This window comes from Pseudoalteromonas sp. NJ631 (genome assembly GCF_000276645.1).
GTDB lineage: Bacteria > Pseudomonadota > Gammaproteobacteria > Enterobacterales > Alteromonadaceae > Pseudoalteromonas > Pseudoalteromonas piscicida.
The window spans coordinates 124,227-146,029 of the sequence record NZ_AKXJ01000002.1 but is presented as its reverse complement, the minus strand read 5'-3'; the positions used below and the strand labels follow the sequence as shown (position 1 = coordinate 146,029).

Genomic DNA, 21,803 nt, shown 5'->3' with positions numbered 1-21,803 from the left:
TGCTAATGTCTAATTTGAATATAGCAAGGAAAAAACAACGGGTCTATCTTCAAGAAACTAGGTATTACTATGGAGGCAGGCTGCGTATGACCGAGTTGCCTTTCGATGGACACAGCCTGTGGAGAATGGCAACTTTAAAACCCTAGTATGCTCCTTGCCAAAGTCAAGGTAACAATTGTAATTAACCCTATCGCGACTATGTTCAAAACAAACCCTGCTCGGATCATGTCTTTAATTTTGATCTCACCCGAGCCAAATACGATGGCATTTGGCGGTGTTGCAACTGGCATCATAAAGGCGCAACTGGCCGCGATTGCAGCAGGAATAACCCAAGCTAAAGGAGAACCCGTGATTGATTCAGCGACAGGACCAAGTAAAGGTAAAAAGCCTGCAGCCGTTGCGGTATTGCTGGTAATTTCCGTTAAGAACGTAATAAGTGCTGCAACAACTAGTACTCCAAGCACTAAGCCCATGGCATCCGCGCCCGCAAGTAAGTTAGCAATGTAATCGGCAAGTCCTGAAGATTTGATCTGTGCCGCTAGTGATAAACCACCGCCAAATAATAGCAAAATACCCCAAGGCACCTTAGCTGCGCTTTCCCAATCTAAAATACGTTCGTCACTTCCCGACTTGGCAGGAAGAACAAATAGTAACAGTGCTGCGGCAATTGCAATGCCAGTATCTGACAATTTAAGACCCGTAACATCACCAATTAGCGGTCTAAAGATCCAGCATACTGCCGCTAAAATAAATACCGAAAAAACTCCTTTCTCCGCACGAGACATTTCACCGAGTGCTTTTAATTGGGAAGTAAATAACGACTTAGTATCAACATTAATTTCTTCTTTATCGACCTTGTAAGTCACTTTGGTCAACCAGAACCAAGCAAATGCCAGCATTACCAAAGACAAAGGCACACCAATCATCATCCAAGTGGCAAAACCAATCTCAATTTGATAACTGTCGGATAAGTAAGCAGCCATTAACGCATTTGGTGGCGTACCAATTAAAGTTGCAATACCTCCAATACTGGCTCCATAAGCGATAGAAAGTAATAGCGCTTTAGCAAAGCTATGGCTATCTCCACCCTGCTCTTTTACCAAGTGAATAACCGAAAGTGCAATCGGTAACATCATGACCGCCGTTGCCGTGTTTGACATCCACATAGATAAAAATGCTGTCACGCCCATCATCGCTAAGATCTGTATACTCGGTTTAGTGCCTGCGAACAACATGGTATTCAGCGCGATGCGTTTATGCAGCCCCCACCTTTCCATGGCGATTGAGAGCAAAAATCCACCCAGAAATAGATAAATCAAAGGATGCGCAAACGGTGCAGCAACCGCTTTAATAGATGCAATCCCGACTAGAGGCGAAATAACCAAGGGTAATAACGAAGCCGCCGGAATAGGCACAGCTTCGGTTATCCACCAAGAAGCTAGCCAAAACGCTAAGCCTGCGGTTCTCCAAGCCTCAACCGACATACCCGATGGTGGTTCAACCAAACAGATCAGTAACATTACCAAGGGACCAAGCCACAGAAACAGCTGCGTTTTTATCGTTTTTTTATTCTCTTCTGTCATTATCTTGAACCTTTAAAACTTATATTTTAAGCCAACAGCGATGCTAGTATCGTCTTGTGTTTCAAGGTCGAGCTGCGTTGCCATCACATACAAGTTAGTTTGTTTATCGAAAATATAGTCTGTACCTAGCGTCCACTGAGTCGCATCTTCACTGTGGCGTAATCCGCTTGAGTCTTTGGCAAACTGTAGCTTCGGACGCCAATTATCGTCGAGTTGGTAACTTGCGCTTAGCACATAGCCATTACCCGATTTGTCTTTCGCTAGATTTTCACTGTCTTGGATGATGGCACCAAGTTGTAACTTTTGCCACTTGTAAGCCAACGCGATGCGCGTAGCAACCAAATTACCAATACTGTCGGTATGACTTAGGGCAACATAGTAATCTTTATTTTTTAATGCTCGGTCACCATAAATTGCGGTTGCTGCAAACCCGGCTTCATCGTTGCTAGCGTCGTCTTTAGGTGTGTAGGTCAGAGAAAAAGAAAAGTCATTCCACTTAGGTGAAGAATAGGTAATTGAATCACCAACTCTATCTTGACCTGCCAGCACTTGGGCAATATCACTTTGGGTTTCGTTAAATTGATCGATTTTACCTTCACTGAACTTAAAACGTGTGTCGTTTCTGCCCACTAAAACCGTACCAAATTTCCCTTCAAGGCCAACATAGGTGTTCCTTGCTGAAAATGGCTCAGTGGTATCGTCGTGTTCAAAACCTTTAACTTGTACTTCATATTTGTAGACGAGTTTTAGATCGCTTGATAATCCGTGGGCTCCTTTTACACCAATTCTCGAAAATGGTGCGTCAATTTGTGTGCCCTCTTTGGTATAGCGCATTACACCTTTGTCTGTGTTGGCAATTTGAACTTCTGCTTTACCATAAATGCTGTAGTCTGCGGCTAACGCAGAGGCTGATAACGTTGCACTGGCAACTGCCAACGCCACTAAAGATTTACTTGCTGTCATAACTTGTCTCATTTTTGATTATTGTCGATTAAGACAACGCAATTCTGAGACCAGAGTTTATTTTTTAATATAAATCAGATGGATAAATCAAAATCAAAGGTTAATGGCAGCTAAAATGTGCGGATTTCCACACACTTAAATCTATAATGTGTCACTATGTTCACCCATCATCATTGGTGAACATAGTGCGATTTAAACCATACTTACTCATCTTGTCGTACAAGGTTTTTCTCGGCACTTTTAGCAAATTCATCGCATCTTTTATGCTGCCTTGGCTTTGGGCCAGTGCTTCTTCAATTAGCGATTGCTCGTAGTAGCTCACCTTCTCAGCCAAACTCAACGTTTCATCAGACAAATTGCTTTGGATGTTGTTACTCGCAGTCATCGCACCACCGAGCAAAATATGGCGCTCGGCGTGGTTTCTCAGTTCTCGCACGTTCCCAGGCCAATCTTGTGCCAACAGCTGCGCCTCTAATTCAGGGCTAATTGGCTGCATAGGTTTATGAAATCGAGTAGCAGCAATGGAGCTAAAGTGTTTATATAGCAGCGGAATATCAGCTTTTCTGGAACGAAGTGATGGGATCATCACTTTGACGAGGTTAAGTCGATAAAATAAATCCGAGCGGAATTTACCTTGCGCGACTAAGGTTTGTAAATCCACTTTGGTCGCTGCAACCACCCTAATGTCCAGTGCTATTGCAGTGTTGCTGCCAACAGGCGTCACACTTCTTTCTTCTAAAACGCGCAGCAGCTTCACTTGTAAAGCCGCAGACATGGCTTCGATTTCATCCAAAAATACCGTACCGCCTTGGGCAAAAGAAAATTTTCCCTCGCGAGACTCTTTGGCTCCCGTAAATGCACCGCTTTTGGCACCAAATAATTCACTTTCAATCAGTTCTTCTGGAATTGCACCGCAATTGATAGCGACGAAGTTATGATTTGAGCGCTCGCTATGGTCGTGTAAGTATCGTGCCACCAACTCTTTTCCCGTACCGGTTTCACCTTCAATTAGTACATCAGCAGGGGTATCAATCACAGCATCAAGCAAATACAGCATTTGCTGCATTTGTTTTGTCTCACCTAAGATCCGTACGCCCGGCGCAGACTTTTTCTTGACTTGCGCTTTTAGCTCTCGGTTTTCCATCACCAACCGGCGTTTATCAAGCGCTCTTTCTATACAGTCGAGTAGCGGCTCTGACACGGGCTTTTCGAAAAAGTCGTAAGCCCCTTTTTGGATGGCTTTTACCGCCACTTCAACATCCGCAAAGCCGGTTAGAAATACCACAGGTAACTCAGAATCAAACTGCATCACCAGCTCTAAAAATTGAATGCCATTGATCTCGGGCATGTTGATGTCACAAAGCACAACACCGCTAAACTGACGAGAAAGCTTTTTTAATGCAGGCGTTGCACTGGAAAAACACTGCACTGAGTACCCTTCTATTTCAAATAGTTGTTTTAGCGCATCTCGTATACTTTGTTCATCATCGATGATTAACAGTGTTTTCTCTTCAGTCATGTTGTGGATTCTTTGTGTGTAAGCTAATTAAAAACTCGGCGCCACCTTGCGGATGATTATGGGCACTGAGTTTGCCATGAAACGATTCAATGATCTGTTTTGAAATGGATAACCCTAAGCCTAAACCATTACCTGATTTAGTGGTGTAAAACGGTTCAAATATGTTGGATAAAGCGTGCTGCTTTATCCCTTCGCCCGAGTCAATAATAGACAGCTGGATCTTACCTTCATGCTCCACGGCGCGAATATAAATACATTTATTATCTTGCTCAACAATCGCTTGGCACGCATTGCTAATAATATTTACCAGAACTTGCTCAAACTTAAATGGGTCAACCCAGATATTGCACGCAAGCCCCTCACTTTGAATTGCTACACCGTAGCGTTTGAGTTCAGGCCCAACTATAACTAAGGCGTTATCTACTGAGTGTTTAAGGTTGGCCACCAGCATCTTATTATCATGATGCTGACTAAATGACTTTAGCTGCGCCACGATTTTATGCACCCGAGTGATCAAAGATTGGATCAGGACCATGTTTTCGACTACTTTGCTCACTTCTCCCTTTTGAGCCAACCGTTTAGCACTGGCAACATACGCACTCATGGCACTAAGTGGTTGATTGATTTCATGGTTAATACTGGCGCTGAGCTGCCCTATGGTTGCCAACTTGGCAGCGCGAATAAGTGCATCTTGCGCCTGTTCGAGCGCTTGCTTGCGGCTCTCAACCTCAGCCTCTAGACTCCGTTGGCTGAAAAGTAGTTGTCTGTACCCAGTCAGTTTACTCAACGTGTACTCGACAACAACAAAAAGTATGATCAATACCAATGCGGTTACCCCAAGCCGCGGCCACTGTGCCGCTTTTATCGGCGCAATTTCATGCAGCAAATAAAGTGTGTATTGCTTATTAAGCGGCCTCTTTTGCATCAGCGCGTCGCTGCCATGAGATGAAGTTTTAACTCTGGTTGGTGAAAGTACACGCCAATCAATCGGTAATAGGGGTTCGCTTTCAAACTGCCTTGAGGATTCAATTTCTTTTCGCTTGGCGGGTGACAATCCCCCTAACGATGCTAACCGCCACTGCTCTACATCAGATGCCAGCACAATATGATTGTCGTCCACAATTAAGAAATGGCTATCAGTTCCCGTATCAAGCTGGGCTTTATCTGATTCAAATTTACTGGCGTTAACCTTCATCACCACCACGCCTACAAGCGATTCATCTTTGTAGACAGATTTAGCAAAATAGAAGCCACGGGTTTTGGAACGTAAACCGAGCGCAAAAGAGACATGCTCATTGCCCTCGATTGTTTCGTAAAAATAGGGGCGAAAGGCAAAGTTACTGCCTTTATAGCTATGCGGCAAATACCAGTTGCTACTTGCAATCACAGTTCCACTGAGGTCTAGCAGGTAAACGTCTGACGCACCACTGGATATTTGAATGTCCTGTAGATATCTGTCCAGTTCATTGGAGTTTATAGCGGTTGCTTGCTGTAAGCCTGATTGCACCAAATTGCTTAAGCTCAATTGTGTTTGGATAGCTTGATAACGAGTAAATTCAGTCTGGATATAACTATTAAGCTTCTCTAGGTTGGTTTTAGTCTGACCAAGGACATTTTCCTCATCCTGTGCCACATTGAACAAATAGCTTGCCCACAGCCCACAAAATAATAATAAAAGATAAATTAATATCTTAACTGAGAACTTATGTGACACACGCAACTCCTAATTGAACTCATTGAGTCTATCAGAAGCAGAATATCAATTAAATCAAATCTCTTTAAATCAATGTATCACTAAGCGCCAAGACCGGAGATAAGCAAGATTATATCCCCGGTCTTGATTTTAAACGCGTATTAGTTGACGTATTAATTCGCGCTAATATTTAGCGTTACATTGCTCGCTGCTTGGTAGCCTTGCAGGCCGATATGCCAAGTGCCTGCCTGAGGGTTGGAGATTGTACATACCTCATTATTGCCATTTTTGTACGGACGACATTGGTAGGTGCTGGTATTTGGTTGCGTGCCAAAATTAACATAAAGATCCGCGTCTCCCGTGCCTCCCGACGTCGTAATTGTCAGGGTTTGGTATCCCGCGGTTAGTGCTTGACTAAAATACTGCCACTGTCCGCTGGCGACAGAAATATTATTGATAGTTTCGTCAATAGGCGTATTGCCACTTGAGGTATCGTATTGCCCTACCAAACTGACCCCCGAAATCGCGTTCCATGCTTCTACCATCACGTAATACGTGCCAGTTTGCACAGCGGAAATATTGCATTGCTCGTTACTAGACGAGTTAGTGCTTTTGCAGTCATGAGTGTTCAAAGTAGGTTTGGAGCCATAGCGAACGTAGAGATCGGCATCACCAGTACCACCTGACGTGGTAAAACTTAAATTAGTTGCACCTTGTGGTACTTCCATGGTGAAAAACTGTTGGCTTTTAGAAGCGCCAGAAATCCCCGTTTTAGCCACGCCATTTTCAAGCTCATTGTTTGGCGGTGGCGGAGGTGTATCACCCGCATTTTTGCCAAGCTCAGCAACAAACGCCAGCGCGAGTTTTGCAAATTTTTGTGCATGTGTTGAATCAAATTCGGTATCGTTGGTGGTATGAATTTTTCTGTTGATCTCAGACATTCTTGATTCAAATGGCATAGAAGCTGGGAACCCTTGCTGATACCAAGATGCATGGTCGGAGCAGCCATAACCGCATTGGTCATAAGCATAGCTTAGGTTTGGCAAATAAGTTTCTATTAATTGGCCTAAGAACTGATTCTGTGCGCTGTTTGTATAGTCTGTCATCATCACAATATCCGCACTACTGCCATTGCGGCCAGTCATATCAAATTGTGTCATACCGACTACGTTTTTTCCCTGAGAGCTGTACGACTGCGCGATAGCTTTAGAACCTCGAAGCCCAACTTCTTCTGCCGCAAAGCCCATGATTTGGATTGTCCTCTGAGGCTGATAACCATCTTCAACAATAGCGCTTAGCGCTTCGGTAAGCACAGCTATCCCAGAGGCATTATCATCCGCACCCGGCGCAAGCCCACTCGAGTTAGATTGGTTAATTGAATCAAGGTGTCCGCCGATAATAACAATTTCATCACTCAGTTCACTACCTGGAATGGTGACAATCACTGAAGATTGAGCCCAAGAATGGCTAAAATATTCAACACTAATATCTGATCGACTTGCTGCAATATCACTCCATGTTTGCTTGACCCATGCAGCAGCATCAATGCCTGTTTGCGAGGTATAATAGCGGTTATAAAAACTGGTTAGCGAGTTGACGCTGCTGTCCAAGTTCACTGTACTGACTTTTGAAATTAAGCTGTTAACCCGTGTGGGGTTATCAATGCTGTAGTTAACTAGTGTCGCACTTGGGTTTACGCTTTCTAATTGTGCAAGATAGCTTTGCGCCTGCTCTAAGGAGTCATGGGCGACAAAACCACCACAGCGGTGATATTCGTCGTGCATAAATGCACTCAGGTGTGAGTGTAAGTTTGCAGGTACTTTTAACGCTTTGACTTCACTGTTTGGTAAAGAAAGCTGCTCGAAATGAGTACCGCGAATAGAATTATGGACTTGGAAATGCTGACTAGACTTCGCATCCATTGTCACCCAAACCTCTTCAGACGCTTCAGAAAAGCCACTCAAACAGGCAATGCTCAGTAGCATAGGTGTAGTTAATTTCATTGTTGTATCCTCAACTCATTTGAATAACAACATGATTTAAGCGCTGAGCAAAATAAAAAGATTATTCAAATGAGGTAAATTTATGATTTTATTTATTAATAAAGAAAGGGAGCTTGCGCTCCCTTTAAACTGTTACTTAGTTCGCTTTGATATTCAGTGTTACACCGCTAGCTGCGCTATAGCCACGTAAATCAATGTACCAAGTACCTTGTTGTGGGTTTGCAATCGTACAAGTCTCGTTGTTACCGTTTTTATAAGGGCGACACTGATAGCTCGACGTTGTTGATTGAGAACCAAAGTTTACGTATAGATCCGCATCACCTGAACCACCAGAGATGCTCACTTCAAGGCTGCTGTAGCTAGCGTTTAGATCTTGCGTGAAACGTGTCCAGCTGCCAGATGCAACACTGACATTTGACTCAGTGCGGTCAATTGGTTGAGTTCCACCCGTTGAGCTGTATGTACCAGTCAAAGTTACGCCCGAAATCTGATTCCACGCTTCGACCATCACGTAGTACTTACCAGCTTGAATGTTACTAATATCGCAGCTTTCGTTGCTTGTAGACGTTGTGCTATTGCAGTCATAAGTGTTTAGTGTCGGACGAGAGCCATACTTGACATAAAGGTCCGCATCACCGCTACCACCAGAAGTTGTGAAGTTTAGGCTAGTCGCATCAGCTGGCACATCAAGGGTAAAAAACATTTGCTCTTTTGCCGCGCCACTGATCCCAGTACGAGGCTGACCGTTCGTCAACTCTTCATCGCCACCAGGAGGAGGTGGTGGGTTAGTATCACAGCTACTACCTGTGCTTAAGTTTGAGTTAACGCCAACCGCTGCTAACGCAGCTTGTACGTCACTTGGTTCATAACCTAGGTCACATGCCGCATCCATTACGCCATTACCAGCTAAGTCCCAGTCAGTATTAGCGGTCCAATACATTTGGTTAGCTTTTGCCATTACGATAAAGGCTTTTTTCGTATCCCAACCTGCCGTAGTTGCTAGGTTGTAGAAGGCTTTATTGAACACCCCTGAAGTGTGGTGAACGTCCATGCTAGACGTATAGTTAGACTGATGATCGATTGAGCGACCGTCTTGCGTTGGGTCATTCATATAACGCAATGCGCCACTGCCTTTGAAGATGTCTTGGCCAACTAACCAGTCATTGCTGCCTTTCATAAAGAATTCGGCGGCTTCACCTGCCATATCAGAAAACGCTTCGTTCAAGCCACCTGACTTATAACGGTATACCAGACCTGAGTTTTGCTCAGTGAAACCATGGCTCACTTCGTGAGCAGATACATCAAGACTTACCAACGGGTAGAATGTATTCGCACCATCGCCAAAAGTCATCGCGCTGCCATCCCAGAACGCGTTTTCATAATTACTACTATAATGCACACGCATTTTAAGCTGGAACGACAATGGCGCAGTACCTAGCCAATCGTTGTACATGTTAAACACAACATTACCAAAATAATGTGCGTCGTTCAGCGGTGAGTATGCACCGTTAATTTCTTTAACTGTGTTTTCTGGGCACGTAAAGCTATGTGCAGTCGAACCGCTGCTACCGTGATTTAAGTTAATTGTCTTAACGTTCGCATTCGTCATGGTACAAGTATTACCCGACTGCGCTACGTCTAGATGACCGTAATCAGTACCATACTGGTAACGACCCGTTTTTTGGTTACCACCTGGGCCTGTCGCATTTGCATGCTGCAAGTTGTTGAAGCTTTCTAACACTTCGCCTGTGTTTGCATCAATGATCAAATATGGACGCTTAGGCTCATCACCATAAGTAACAAAAGTGACTTCGTACACTAAACGTGCCGTTGAATTGCCATCAAGCCAGATCGCAAGGCGAGATTTTTCGTTATGTTTTTTAAGCTTTTTGTCTGCACTAAGCGACTGTTTTTCAAACTGACTCAACGCCATTTTGGCATTTAGCTTGGGTTTTACCGAACCGATGTCAGCCGCGATGTTATAAACCGCCGCACCGTGAGCTTTTTTAAGCGCACCGGCATCGTCAAACGTTAAAATGACCGAATCACCAATCACTGGTAATCCTTGGTACATTTGTTGAAAACGCTTAGTTACTTCACCTTTTTTACTATTGAAGCTTTTAAGCTCCTTTAGTTGGCTCGCATTTTCTAAGCCAATCAGCACTTCTGGCTGTGTACTCAACACAGTTTGAGAGGCTGATTTAAGCATAGTATTAATGTCAGCTTGCTGGTTTAGGTATTGTTTTGTTGCAGCTTGAGCACTGAGCGAAGTAAACGCAATCGCACACGCCGTAGCCATAGTTACTGTAGATAATTTCACGAATTACACTCCTAGTATTGTTGTTTTATTGTCCTTTTCATCATTGCTTCACAAGAAGTCTTGGATGAAATGTGACTGTTTTCTCCTTCAACTGCAGAAGACATGGCAAGCCATTAGCTTTTGCCACGCCTTATTAGACTAGGCAGCAAATCAAATAAATAAACCCCAAAGTTAACATTTTAATAATATTTAATTTACTTTAAATATTTATGCAATGCTTTCATGCATTTGTTTAAAAAATAGACCCAGGCTTAATATCTTGAATTAAGTAACAAAACACATCTTTGTAAATTTTTTGATACGATATGAGTAAATATGCCAATTTCTTCCCTAAACTAACTTTACAATCATTATGTTGTATCAAAACATGTAGTAACTACTCGGTAATTCTTTCTTGTTTGTGCTTCATTTGTTCAACCCAACAACATATAGAATTTAAAATTATTAATAAAATTCAATACATTAGAAATCTTACTCTCTCGGTATAACACTTGCAGTTTGAATAATTACAAGCTGCAACGAAATTAGGAGGAGTAATGGATACTTTTGAAATATTATCCTACGCAGATCATAGAGTTGGGGCCGTTCTAACAGGGAAAGCAGCCGCAGAAGAATTGCAAAATGAATTGTTAAATAGCCACCTTGTTCAACATGAGCATCTACAACTGGTTAATCCGTATGACAAAGATGCCGACAAAAGACTTGAACCTAAAAGCGAAAGCCGTCTTGCCAGAAACATGCTTAATTGGCATTTATACCTTGGCAGCATGGGGGTGATATTAGGCTTTCTCATCGCAGGGCTATTGGTAAGTTATGGACCGGCTTTCACACAAGCTAACCCTTACTTAACGTTTATCGCTTTATTAAGCCCCGGCTTATTTTTAGGGCTATTTGCTTCAGGCCTTATTTCTTTGCGTCCGGACAAAGATGCGTTTAATCAGGCGGTGATGAATAAAATCGCAGAGGGCAAGTGGCTGCTTATCATTAAAACGAATAATGAGGCGCATCGCAGCAAACTCATGTCGTTTTTTAAAAACAGCACCAACGCAGACGTTTTAAACTAGGGCCTGCTGACCTTTGCTGTTTGATTTTTGTTCTCCTGAGTGTGTTTTGATCGCGACGCTCGACTTGCCGCCTAGTAATCTAGGCAAAAGTTGAGCAACAATGAACAAAGCGCACTCAGGGGAACCCAAAGGGCAGCGCTTGATTGGAATTTCTACTGTGTTATCGCCTAACTTACATAGAATAACTATGCTACGCAGGCTCTGCCTTGTATAAATACCAATCAAACTGCTGCAAAAACAAACTTGAAAGGTCAACAGGCCCTAGAATAAGAGGTAACCTACATGGAAATTTTTAATGCAATAAAGCAAGATCACGATCATCAACGCGCCCTATTGAATATGTTGGCAGACACGTCTGGTGATTCAAAGGTCCGCGAAAAATACTATAAAGAGTTGAAAGACGCGCTAGAAGCGCATGCCATCGCAGAAGAAAGGTACTTTTACGCCCCTCTCATGGACAGCGATATGACGATCGAAGACTCTCGCCACGGTATCGCGGAGCACCATGAAATTGATGAGTTAATTGAGGCACTGGATAATACGGAGTTTTCCGACCCTAGTTGGCTTACTAAATTGAAAAAGCTCAAAGACAAAGTTGAGCATCACTTGGCCGACGAAGAGCAAGCGTTTTTCCAGCGTGCGGGTAAGGTACTTGATAAAAGTGAAAAGTCGCAACTTGCAGATGAGTATCAAAAAGAGATGGAAGAGCAGTTATAGTTTTCTATGCCCACAACATCTTGTGGGCATTTATTTTGCTGAATGTTGGTAAGCCGATACCATCACAACAATTTACCAATTAATACCAGTCCAAGCATGAGCAGTAGTCCGTTCATCACCAGCAAAAATTGCTTTTTAGGTAAGCGTTTTGCAAGGTGCACACCGAGTCTATTACCTAGCAACGCTAAAGGTGTAAAACAAATAGCAAGCAGCACATGTTGCCACTGTAACAACCCAGTTGCAGAGAAGGTCGCCAACTTAATCACATTCATCAGCGCAAATAGTACCGCAACCGTCGCGATATAAGCCGTTGGCTCCAATTTTCGAGCGTTAAAATACACCATGAGTGGTGGGCCGCCAGCATGAATTAAGGTCGTGGAGATACCAGCAGCGGTAGAGGTGCTCGCGGCCAGTAACCTTAAGTGCCCAACACTTTCAGGTGTATTTTTAATCAGTAAGCTTTTAAGCGCAAATATTATGCTCATCGCTGCAATCACAACCGTCAGCCAAAACTCACTGACGCCTTGAAGAAAAAGCGTAGCTAAAGCTATCCCGACTAGTGTACCTGGCAATAACCGCTTTAATTCTGGCACATTCCATAACCGCCAATAGCTCTTCAGGCTAAAAACGTCCGCGACGATAAGTAGCGGAAGCATCAACGCAATGGCGTCCCTTGGGTTCAACACCATCATCAAAATTGGAACAGAAAACGCCCCTAACGCGCCTGCAAAGCCAGACTTTGAAATACCACTTAGCAGAACGACAAGGGCAATTACTGCAAGTTGTATTGGTTCTGTCATTCTTCTATTCCTTTAATTTTAGGCGCTAAATTTATTAATTAAGTAATAAAAACCACAGCGCTTCAACATCTGTTACTGCCGTAACCTGCATGTTGTCACCGGCATTCAGGCCGATACCATCTCCTTGCTGAAATGCCTCACCATCAAGCGTCGCTTCGCCGCCAACAATGTGCAAATAGGCTTTTTGCGCGTGCGCATTCAGCTCAATCTGTTGACCTTGATGTAGCTGCAAGCGGTGTATTTCAGCTTCTGCATTGATACTCAGAGTACCCTGTGCGCCTGTAGGCGTAACGATGGGCGTAAGTGCACTACTTTGTTTAATTTGAATTTGTTCATAACTCGGCGTTATGCCTTTAAACTTTGGCTCTATCCAAATTTGTAAAAAATGTGCAGGCGCTGTCTTTGAAGCATTATATTCTGAATGAAGAATGCCACTGCCTGCGCTCATTCTCTGAACTTCACCTGCCGCCAAAGTAAACTGATTACCCATACTATCTTGATGTGCTAATTCACCGTCAATGACATAGGAAATAATTTCCATATCTCGGTGACCATGAGTATCAAAGCCATGACCACCAAGCACTGTGTCATCATTGATCACCCTAAGATTACCAAATCCCATGTGGGCGGGATCATAATATCGACCAAATGAGAAACTATGTTGGCTTTGCAACCAACCAAAATCTGCTTTACCTCTATTCTGTGCTTTTCGAATATATCGCATGTTTCGTTCCAAACGCATGTTGATGACCTTAGTCTATTACCTGTTTGAAACGAATAAAATTTGATAATCTAACATCAATCATTCTACTCAACAGAATCTTCCAGCTGCATGCACCGATATCTTAACTCACCAATAAATGCGCGCGCTGCGGGCCCAAGCCTGTCACCATCTTTAAAAATAAGATGAAGCTGTGCTTTACGCTGACTATGTTGCGATAGTGGTAGTGGTTTCAAGACGCCAGAATCTAGTTGCGTTTTGATAGCCGGAATAGGTAACCAAGCAAATCCTAAGCCTTGCGCTATCATATCTATCGAGGTTGTCATATGGCTCACCGTCCAACGTTGATGCGCCCCCAACCAACCTTCATCTTTTTTACGCGAGATTGCAGAGTCTCTCACTACGATTTGGCGATGGGATTTTAAGTCTTCGAATGTAAGCGCGCGACCAAATTGATGTAATGCGTGATTGGGATTTGCCACTGCAACAAACTCAATTTGGCACAATTCTTCACTGAACCCGTCTTGTAAAGTCACCGGCGAGATAGCGATGTCTACGTCAGTATTTTGCAAAAGTTCAGATGCGCCTGTTAATACTGACTCAACCAGCTCAACACGCAATAAAGGGTATTGTGCAGATGTATTTTCTAGCACCTTATAGAGTACCTGCTGTGGGAAAATTTCATCGACCGCTATACGCAATTGACTCTCGACCCCCTCGCCCAGCGTCTGCCCTACCGCTTCCACTTTTGCCGCTTCTTCCAAGAGATAATTGGCACGGCGCAGCATCATTTCGCCCGCTTCGGTTAACAGGGTTCTTCGCCCTTCGACTCTAAAAAGCTTAACACCAAGGCCTTCCTCAATTTTATGGACCGCAGTGTGGATACTTGACTGGCTTTTATGTACTTCTTTAGCAGCTTGATTAAAGCCACCATATTCAACAACGGCTCTAAACATCCGCCACTGTTCTAATGTCACTCTCAACATACTGATTTAACCTAATATTTATACGTTATTGTTCTATGGCTGGTGGTTTATCTTCACAATTTTCACCATGGCAGGTATTAAGATCTTCTTGCGCTTTTTCGTCCGCCTGAAGTACCTGTTTGAGGTCAGCCATACGCTGACGGATCGCAATACCATAGCTTTCATCGTCTCCCCACACATCGGCGAGCATGTGCATAGATTCAACATCGTGTTTGGTAAAGAGGTAACCCGCTCGTGCGACATCTTCTTCACTATGGCCCAATAACTTAAGCGCCTGCTCACCTAGCTTCACAGCAGAGACAAAAGTTTCTCGCTCAAAGACAGTGACACCCAATTTTATTAGTTGGTAGGCATGACGACGGTCGGTCGCACGGACAACAAGTTTTAGATTAGGGAAGTGTTGTTGCGCTAACCTGACGATTTCGAGGGTTTTATCTGGTTCATCAATCGCTACGACCAGCATTTGCGCTTCGTGAGCCCCTGCGGCTTCGAGCAAATCTAATCGTGCACCATCGCCATAGAACACTTGACTGCCAAAGCGACGGAGTAATTCAATTTGACTTGGGCTGTGATCCAAAATCGATAAATGATAACCCTGCGCATGAAGCAAACGTCCTATCACTTGGCCAAAACGCCCGTAGCCGACCACAATAACGTTTTGTGTCGCTTCCATCGTCTCTAAGCTATCTTGTTCTTGAGTAGTATTGGCTTGGCGTTCAACTATTTTGTCATAAAGAATAAAAATGAGGGGTGATCCGAGCATAGATACCGCAACAACCAGTGTAACTAACGCGACTTGCTCTGGAGTTAAGATTGCTAAACTGCCAGTAACAGAAAGTAGTACAAACGCAAACTCCCCGCCTTGACACAGGGCTGCGGTAAATAACCATGTCGCTCGCTTATGTAATGAAAACGCCTTTGCCAACAAATATAAAATAGCCGCCTTTAACCCCATTAATAGCACCACTGACGCTAAAATAAACGACCATTTTTGTGCCAATAAGGAAAAGTCGATTGATGCGCCGACTGTCATGAAAAAGAGGCCGAGTAGTAACCCTTTAAACGGTTCAATATCGGCTTCTAATTCATGGCGAAATTCACTTTCCGCGAGAACAACACCCGCGAGAAATGTTCCAAGCGCAGGGGATAAACCGATACTTTGCATCAATAACGCGGTTGCGATAACGATAAATAGCGCCACTACAGTAAATAGTTCGCGCATTCGAGTGCTGGCAATATATCTAAATAACGGCGCGGCGACATAATGCCCAGCGGCGATGATAGCCAAAATCACAAAAACAGAGATAATCACTTGGAGGTAAGTCGGAAAAGCGTGTAACAAATTGCCGTGGCCATCACTCACAGCCAAATCACTAAATGCTAACAACGGCATAATCGCGAGAATGGGGATCACGGCTATATCTTGAAATAACAACACCGAAAACGCATTTTGACCGCCAGATTGTTTAATCAAGCCTTTTTCATTTAAGGTTTGCAGTGCAATGGCGGTAGAAGACAGTGCCAACATTAACGCGATGGCTAATGATTGCTGCCACAAAAAGCCAAGCGCTAAATCAATCGCGAAATAGAGTACAGCCGTTGTTATAACCACTTGTAAGCCACCGAGACCAACTATAGAGCGGCGCATCGTCCAGAGCCTTTTGGGTTGTAACTCAAGCCCGACTAAGAATAGCATCATCACCACGCCAAACTCGGCAAAGTGCATGACGTCAGTTTGCTCCCCCACAAGATGAAGAAGATGAGGACCAATTAGAATCCCTGCTAATAAATATCCAAGCACAGAGCCAAGCCCTAGCCGTTTAGCGATTGGCACCGCCAATATCGCAGCAGCCAAATAGATAGTCGCGAGCAGTAACATAATAAAGATACCTGTTGTTGTTATCGTCTTTATTATGTTCAGGGTAAGTGCATTTATCCAGTCTTCGTTCTAAAAAACAAAATCTAAGTGACTAAAAACCCGCAATTAATCTTGTAAATCCGAATATATAGTGGGGTGGCAGATCTGCATCAAAATACTTGGATCTGGCACCGCTGCAAAGCCGAATTTTTCATATAGAGTATGTGCATCAAACGTTGCCAGCATAAATCGCCTTAAGCCTTGTAGCTCTGGATGGTCAACCACGGCTTGAACAACCGCTTTGCCTACCCCTTTACCTCTGGCACTTTCCTCAACTATCACGTCGGCAAGATAGGCAAAGGTGGCATAGTCGGTTATCACGCGACAAAAACCCTGAAACTCGCCTTTATCATCCAAATACATGAAGCTCAGACTATTTTGAATGGCTTTTTCTAGCAATACTTTAGGCATTTGTTTTGCCCAATAAGAATTAGAGATCAGCGCATGGATAGTATCAAGATGGCGTAAAATTAGAGGAGTATCAGTGGTTATCATTATTGTCCCGGTTAACAGCAAGAATAGAGCTAAAAATTAAGTGATTTTAAGCTAGAAGCAAAGTGAAATTTTCACAGTCATAAATCTTTCATTATTGCGTCACCCTTCCGTCAATAAAGCGGCGTAATCTCCTTAACGAAGACTCCCCTTGATTGATTTAGAGTTGTTGGCAGTGTTGACTCAGTTAACACTGCTTTTTTTTGCTTGATACCAAAACATAAAAAACGGCGCTCTAAGCGCCGTAATTAACCAAGCTTTTGAATAACTAACCTAAATTTATCTGATAGGTTGGTGGTTGGTTAAGTTTATTACCCAGTCTGGATAACCCTTTCCACCATGCAAATCCAAACAACAACATCGCTATAATCCAAAGCGAGGCACTCGTTGGCGAGGTGCTTAACTGACTAGCTTGGTAAACTAAAGTCGCCATGATATAAGCAATTGAGGTCGTCCAGCCAATAACAAGCCACATCCACTTACCGCCAGATTCACGTTTAATTGCACCTAATACCGCTACACAAGGCGTATAAAGTAAGATAAAGACAAGATAACTAAATGCACCGATTTGACCATTAAATTTCGCGGCCATTGCAGTAAGTAGCGCAGTGCCACTTTCAGCGCCTGACTCTAATTCGTTAAGTCCTAATGGATCACCAAGGTTTGCGATAAGATCTTTACTATTGTCTACTATGGTCATCAACGCTTCTTTTAACGAAACCAACAATGAAAACTCTCCACCTTCTTCTTCGACACCGGTATAAAGCGCATCTAAAGTACCGACAATAGCTTCTTTGGCAAACATACCAGTCACAACACCAACCGTAGCAGGCCAGTTTTCCTCTTTTAACCCAATTGGCTCGAAGATTGGCGTGACCACTTGTGCAGCCTTCGCCAAAAGTGACTTATCTGTATTCTCATTGCCAAACGAGCCGTCGGTACCAATCGAGTTTAATGCACTGAGTAAAATAACCACCATGACAATTGTTTTACCAGCACGTTTGATAAAGCCGCTCAGGCGCTGCCAAGTAGTAATGAATATATTGCGCCAAATTGGCATATGATATGCTGGCATCTCGGTAAACGAGGGTAATTTTTGCGTTTTGAATACTTGCTTTCTAAATAAAAAGCCAGAACCTACCGCAACCACTATGCCAAGTAAATACAGACCAAAAACAACATTGGCTCCGTTCGTTGGAAAGAAAGCCGCAGCAAATAACGCATATACCGTCAAACGTGCGCCGCAAGACATAAATGGCGCCATAATAATCGTCAGTAATCTATCGGACTCTCGACCCATCGTTCTTGACGCCATAACCGCAGGTACATTACAGCCGAATCCAACAAGCAAAGGTACAAAAGCATTGCCAGGTAGACCAATGGATGACATCAAACGGTCAATAACAAACGCGGCCCGAGAAAGATAACCACTGTCTTCCAAAATGGATAAGCACAGATACAGCACCGCAATAACAGGGATGAAGGTCGCCACTAATTGAATACCCGCACCAAAACCATCAGCCAATAACACGCCCAGCCATTGAGGTGCGCCAATATCTGCCAGCAAGATTTTGACACCATCGATGAGTAAGGCACCCACGGCGATGTCAAAAAAGTCGATAAATACAGCACCAACATTAACCGCAATAGTAAACATTAAATACATCATGGCTAAGAAAATAGGCACGCCAAGCCAGCGGTTGAGCACAATTTTATCAAGCGTTTCTGTCGTATCTGCACGTTTTGGCGTAATGATACTTACGCCATCAGCCAACTTTTTCACTGCTCGGTGACGAGCAACCGCTTTTTCGAGTGGATCGCTGCTAGTGCTTTCGGTGTTTTCCATCACAGGTGCTTTTGGAAACCGAGTGATCTGTGCGAGTTGTTCCAACAACGCTTCTTGCCCTGTACCTTTAGCACCGTGGAATGGCACTACAGGTAACCCTAACTGTTCAGAGAGTCTTTTTAAATCTAACTTTCTCCCACGCTGTGTTGCGACATCAACCATATTTGCAACAACGAGAATAGGTTTGCCTAATTCTTTCAGCTGAGAAGTTAATACTAGATTTCGCTGTAAGTTAGCGGCATCCACGATGTTAATGATGACATCAGCTTCATTTTGCTTTAGGAAGTCACACGCGATTTGTTCATCTTGACTTGGCTCAATTTGTTCCATGCTATAGAGCCCGGGCAAATCTACCAATTCTACGTTTGTGTTTTCTAAAGCAAAATAGCCGAATTTTTTCTCGACAGTTACCCCTGGCCAGTTCCCTACTTTTTGTTTAGAGCCGGTCAGGCGGTTAAATAATGTGGTTTTCCCGCAGTTCGGGTTGCCCACTAACGCAATTTTCATACGTGAGCCCTTAATAACTTATAAAACTTCAATTTCAACGAACTGTGCATCGGCCTTACGCACGCTCACAAAGGTGTCGCCAATTTTCACTTGCATCGGGCATCCAAGTGGGGCGACGTTAATGACTTCTATTTGCTCACCAGGAATAATTCCAAGTGCCATTATTCGACTCAGTAACGCAGTATCTGGATGGGTAAGAGAAGTGATGGTCGCTGCGCTATTTTTGGAAAGTTTATCTAATGTCATTGATTATGAGAACAATTTGCAATAAAAGTATGGGCGCATCATACCTCATTGACTATTTTCTTTAAACTAGATTGCGACAATAATCTATTATTGCTTGTTATTTAAGGTGTTTACTAGTTAAGATGAACTAAACCATTGCCATATGCCTGACTGTATTAAGGGGTCCTGCCAATGAGTAACGACAAAAAAAAATGGACGCTCAAAAGCATTGCGGCGGAATTAGGCGTGTCAAATGCAACTGTATCGAATGCTTTTAACAGACCAGATCAACTTTCTAAATCCAAACGAGAAGAAATTTTAAAAGCCTGTAAAGAATTGGGTTATTTTGGACCTAACAAGGCAGCCCAATCGCTGCGTAAGGGCTCGTTTAACATTGTCGCGCTGGTACTACCCGATAGCGTTGAATATATGGTATCAGATCCCGTTGCAAGTAGCTTTATGCGAGGAGTTGCAAGCGTTTTAGAAGCTCAGCATATTAACCTACTACTGTTCTCAGGCACCGCAGATAATGTCGGAGACATTGTCGATTTCGTCGACGGCTTAATTTGTTATGGCCGCCCGCGTAATCCCAAGTTAATTGAGCATCTTGCGAATGTTAGCAAACAGGTTGTGACAGTTGACTTTGATTTGCCCGCGCATGCCAGTATTAATATCGACAACCAACAAGCCGCCTTTGATGTAGCGAGTAAAGCACTAAACGACAATAGTGATGTTGCTATTTTTGGTTTGAGATTATTAGACACTGATTTGCTATGCCGCGTATACGAGCAGAACCTAACAGACATAGAGACCTCTATTGCGCATCAGCGTTATAGCGGATATCTCAAAGCCATTGAAGAGCGTGGGTTAACACTTGGCGAAGACAGAGTGTGGAATATTCCTGAAAGCAGCGAAAGGTTTGCAAATATAGCCGCAAAAGAACTACTTAACCTCTCACCAAGGCCTAATACCGTACTGTGTATGAGTGACTTAATTGCACTACCGCTGTTAAGAGAAGCCAAAAAACTTGGTGTAAAGATACCGCAGGAGCTTAAAGTCATTGGTTTTGATGGCGTTGATGAAGCGCTACGCTTTAGCCCCAGCCTAACTACCATTCATCAAAATAGTGAAGAAAAAGGCCGAGAAGCAGCCAAACTCTTCTTGGATAAAAGCGATGCTAAAGTAATGCTTGGCTATACCTTAAAAATGGGGCAAAGCTGTTAATTGCCCCCTATCAATTAGACGCGCCTAGGTATTCGGCAGGAAATGCTCCCTGCCAACAACAACATCACACTTGATACCACTAAACAAGCCGCTAAGCCATACTCCAAAAAGATCCAACCTGACAGTACTGTACCGAGTAATCGCCCGATAGCGTTCGCCATATAATAGAAGCCCACATCAAGTGACACTCCATCACTATCAGCCAAACTCACAATAAGATAGCTGTGAAGAGATGAATTGATAGCAAACACAATACCAAAGAGAAAAAGTCCACCTACTACGGCTAAGCTTGTCCAGAGCTGCGCTTGAAGTGAGATAGCAATCAACAGCGGAATAGCCGCTAAATACAACGCCCATCCGCTGACTTTACTTGGTGTTGATGCAAACGTATCACGACTAATAAATCTAGGAGTTGTTGATTGCACGATGCCATAACCGATGACCCAAGTAGCCATAAAGCCACCAACCCACCAATGATCCCAACCGAACTGCTGCGATAAAAAGACAGGAAGCGCAACCACAAACCAAACATCCCGTGCGGCAAATAAAAACAATCGCGCGGCAGATAGCATATTAATTGCTCGGCTTTTTGAAAATACATCGCTAAATTTGGGTTTGCTTTTAGCCTTGCCTAAATCGCTTTTTAAGCTGATAAGGCTAAATAGCCACACTAATAGCAACATGATTGCCATCAACCACATCGCGCCGGCAAAGCCAAGTAAGGTAAGCAACAACCCGCCAAGAAAAAATCCGACGCCTTTTAGCGCATTTTTAGAGCCGGTAAGTATTGCTACCCACTTAAACAAGGTCCCTTCTTCACCCGATTTTACGATGGCCTTTATCGCACTTTTGGCACTCATTTTATTGAGATCTTTGGCAATACCTGAGAGCGCCTGCGCTGCCATAACATAAGGCACGGTGAGCCAGTGCGTTGGTGCTACCAACATCAATAATGCCACTATTTGTATGCCTAACCCAATATTCATGGTGCGGTTTAAGCCAATGCGTGCGCCAAGCCATCCTCCAATTAAATTGGTGACAACACCAAAAATTTCATAAAAGAGAAATAGCATGGCAATTTCAAGCGGGTTATAACCCAATTGATGAAAATAAAGCACCACCAACATTCTGAGCGCACCATCCGTTAAGGTAAACGCCCAATAGTTGCCTGTCACAATGAGGTACTGCTTGATATCTTGGGGTATATTGCGCAGCTGCATAG

The 21,803-nt window shown here is 43.5% G+C and carries 17 protein-coding genes; 3 read left to right on the top strand and 14 right to left on the bottom strand.

Annotation, left to right across the window (positions count from 1 at the left end):
• Positions 1–134 precede the first annotated feature (134 nt).
• The 6 genes from A587_RS0105155 to A587_RS0105130 form a co-directional block, all read right to left on the bottom strand.
• Positions 135–1,583 (bottom strand): SLC13 family permease, encoded by a 1,449-nt coding sequence (locus A587_RS0105155; RefSeq protein WP_017216697.1) that lies wholly within the window; start codon positions 1,581–1,583, stop codon positions 135–137.
• A gap of 12 nt (positions 1,584–1,595) precedes the next feature.
• Positions 1,596–2,546, bottom strand: coding sequence for a porin (locus tag A587_RS0105150; RefSeq protein WP_017216696.1), 951 nt, complete (start codon positions 2,544–2,546; stop codon positions 1,596–1,598).
• Between the two features lie 160 nt (positions 2,547–2,706).
• Positions 2,707–4,065, bottom strand: a complete 1,359-nt coding sequence (locus A587_RS0105145; RefSeq protein WP_017216695.1) for a sigma-54-dependent transcriptional regulator — start codon at positions 4,063–4,065, stop codon at positions 2,707–2,709.
• Positions 4,058–5,779 carry a sensor histidine kinase gene (locus tag A587_RS0105140; RefSeq protein ID WP_017216694.1) on the bottom strand — a complete coding sequence of 574 codons (1,722 nt, stop codon included), beginning with the start codon at positions 5,777–5,779 and terminating at the stop codon, positions 4,058–4,060. Before A587_RS0105140 ends, A587_RS0105145 begins: the two co-directional genes overlap by 8 nt.
• A 152-nt stretch (positions 5,780–5,931) precedes the next feature.
• The gene (locus tag A587_RS0105135) at positions 5,932–7,761 is read right to left on the bottom strand and encodes a M28 family metallopeptidase (protein ID WP_017216693.1); all 1,830 of its coding nucleotides are present in this window, start codon (positions 7,759–7,761) and stop codon (positions 5,932–5,934) included.
• Positions 7,762–7,897: 136 nt separating this feature from the next.
• A complete protein-coding gene (locus A587_RS0105130; protein ID WP_026000883.1) occupies positions 7,898–10,081 on the bottom strand; it encodes a M4 family metallopeptidase in 2,184 nt (727 codons plus the stop codon).
• Positions 10,082–10,617: 536 nt separating this feature from the next.
• Between A587_RS0105130 and A587_RS0105125 the strand changes: the two genes are divergently transcribed.
• Both A587_RS0105125 and A587_RS0105120 read left to right on the top strand, forming a co-directional pair.
• Positions 10,618–11,145 carry a hypothetical protein gene (locus A587_RS0105125; protein ID WP_017216691.1) on the top strand — a complete coding sequence of 176 codons (528 nt, stop codon included), beginning with the start codon at positions 10,618–10,620 and terminating at the stop codon, positions 11,143–11,145.
• Between the two features lie 282 nt (positions 11,146–11,427).
• The gene (locus tag A587_RS0105120; RefSeq protein ID WP_010373198.1) at positions 11,428–11,862 is read left to right on the top strand and encodes a hemerythrin domain-containing protein; all 435 of its coding nucleotides are present in this window, start codon (positions 11,428–11,430) and stop codon (positions 11,860–11,862) included.
• Between the two features lie 62 nt (positions 11,863–11,924).
• On the opposite strand, the gene A587_RS0105115 is transcribed toward A587_RS0105120, so the two are convergent.
• The 7 genes from A587_RS0105115 to A587_RS0105085 form a co-directional block, all read right to left on the bottom strand.
• A complete protein-coding gene (locus tag A587_RS0105115) occupies positions 11,925–12,662 on the bottom strand; it encodes a sulfite exporter TauE/SafE family protein (RefSeq protein WP_017216690.1) in 738 nt (245 codons plus the stop codon).
• 34 nt (positions 12,663–12,696) lie between these two features.
• On the bottom strand, positions 12,697–13,386 hold the full coding sequence (locus A587_RS0105110; RefSeq protein ID WP_017216689.1) for a pirin family protein: 690 nt from the start codon (positions 13,384–13,386) through the stop codon (positions 12,697–12,699).
• Positions 13,387–13,469: 83 nt separating this feature from the next.
• Positions 13,470–14,369: a LysR family transcriptional regulator gene (locus A587_RS0105105; RefSeq protein WP_017216688.1), complete on the bottom strand. Its 900-nt coding sequence runs from the start codon at positions 14,367–14,369 to the stop codon at positions 13,470–13,472.
• A 25-nt stretch (positions 14,370–14,394) separates the two neighbouring features.
• Complete coding sequence (locus tag A587_RS0105100) at positions 14,395–16,248, bottom strand: monovalent cation:proton antiporter-2 (CPA2) family protein (RefSeq protein WP_017216687.1); 1,854 nt, start codon at positions 16,246–16,248, stop codon at positions 14,395–14,397.
• A gap of 105 nt (positions 16,249–16,353) precedes the next feature.
• The gene (locus tag A587_RS0105095) at positions 16,354–16,782 is read right to left on the bottom strand and encodes a GNAT family N-acetyltransferase (protein WP_017216686.1); all 429 of its coding nucleotides are present in this window, start codon (positions 16,780–16,782) and stop codon (positions 16,354–16,356) included.
• 265 nt (positions 16,783–17,047) lie between these two features.
• Complete coding sequence (feoB, locus tag A587_RS0105090) at positions 17,048–19,132, bottom strand: ferrous iron transport protein B (RefSeq protein ID WP_017216685.1); 2,085 nt, start codon at positions 19,130–19,132, stop codon at positions 17,048–17,050.
• 18 nt (positions 19,133–19,150) lie between these two features.
• Positions 19,151–19,378 carry a FeoA family protein gene (locus tag A587_RS0105085; protein ID WP_010605304.1) on the bottom strand — a complete coding sequence of 76 codons (228 nt, stop codon included), beginning with the start codon at positions 19,376–19,378 and terminating at the stop codon, positions 19,151–19,153.
• 171 nt (positions 19,379–19,549) lie between these two features.
• Between A587_RS0105085 and A587_RS0105080 the strand changes: the two genes are divergently transcribed.
• On the top strand, positions 19,550–20,581 hold the full coding sequence (locus A587_RS0105080; RefSeq protein ID WP_017216684.1) for a LacI family DNA-binding transcriptional regulator: 1,032 nt from the start codon (positions 19,550–19,552) through the stop codon (positions 20,579–20,581).
• Between the two features lie 14 nt (positions 20,582–20,595).
• Here A587_RS0105080 and arsJ read toward each other — a convergent pair whose 3' ends face one another.
• Positions 20,596–21,801 carry an organoarsenical effux MFS transporter ArsJ gene (gene arsJ, locus A587_RS0105075; RefSeq protein WP_017216683.1) on the bottom strand — a complete coding sequence of 402 codons (1,206 nt, stop codon included), beginning with the start codon at positions 21,799–21,801 and terminating at the stop codon, positions 20,596–20,598.
• Between the last annotated feature and the right edge of the window lie 2 nt (positions 21,802–21,803).

Excerpts from the sequence above, each read along its gene's own strand:
- A587_RS0105155 (WP_017216697.1), bottom strand. The coding sequence starts at position 1,583 with ATGACAGAAGAGAATAAAAAAACGATAAAAACGCAGCTGTTTCTGTGG.
- A587_RS0105150 (WP_017216696.1), bottom strand. The coding sequence starts at position 2,546 with ATGACAGCAAGTAAATCTTTAGTGGCGTTGGCAGTTGCCAGTGCAACG.
- A587_RS0105145 (WP_017216695.1), bottom strand. The coding sequence starts at position 4,065 with ATGACTGAAGAGAAAACACTGTTAATCATCGATGATGAACAAAGTATA.
- A587_RS0105135 (WP_017216693.1), bottom strand. The coding sequence starts at position 7,761 with ATGAAATTAACTACACCTATGCTACTGAGCATTGCCTGTTTGAGTGGC.
- A587_RS0105125 (WP_017216691.1), top strand. The coding sequence starts at position 10,618 with ATGGATACTTTTGAAATATTATCCTACGCAGATCATAGAGTTGGGGCC.
- A587_RS0105120 (WP_010373198.1), top strand. The coding sequence starts at position 11,428 with ATGGAAATTTTTAATGCAATAAAGCAAGATCACGATCATCAACGCGCC.
- A587_RS0105115 (WP_017216690.1), bottom strand. The coding sequence starts at position 12,662 with ATGACAGAACCAATACAACTTGCAGTAATTGCCCTTGTCGTTCTGCTA.
- A587_RS0105110 (WP_017216689.1), bottom strand. The coding sequence starts at position 13,386 with ATGCGATATATTCGAAAAGCACAGAATAGAGGTAAAGCAGATTTTGGT.
- A587_RS0105105 (WP_017216688.1), bottom strand. The coding sequence starts at position 14,369 with ATGTTGAGAGTGACATTAGAACAGTGGCGGATGTTTAGAGCCGTTGTT.
- A587_RS0105100 (WP_017216687.1), bottom strand. The coding sequence starts at position 16,248 with ATGTTACTGCTCGCGACTATCTATTTGGCTGCTGCGATATTGGCGGTG.
- A587_RS0105095 (WP_017216686.1), bottom strand. The coding sequence starts at position 16,782 with ATGATAACCACTGATACTCCTCTAATTTTACGCCATCTTGATACTATC.
- feoB (WP_017216685.1), bottom strand. The coding sequence starts at position 19,132 with ATGAAAATTGCGTTAGTGGGCAACCCGAACTGCGGGAAAACCACATTA.
- A587_RS0105085 (WP_010605304.1), bottom strand. The coding sequence starts at position 19,378 with ATGACATTAGATAAACTTTCCAAAAATAGCGCAGCGACCATCACTTCT.
- A587_RS0105080 (WP_017216684.1), top strand. The coding sequence starts at position 19,550 with ATGAGTAACGACAAAAAAAAATGGACGCTCAAAAGCATTGCGGCGGAA.
- arsJ (WP_017216683.1), bottom strand. The coding sequence starts at position 21,801 with ATGCAGCTGCGCAATATACCCCAAGATATCAAGCAGTACCTCATTGTG.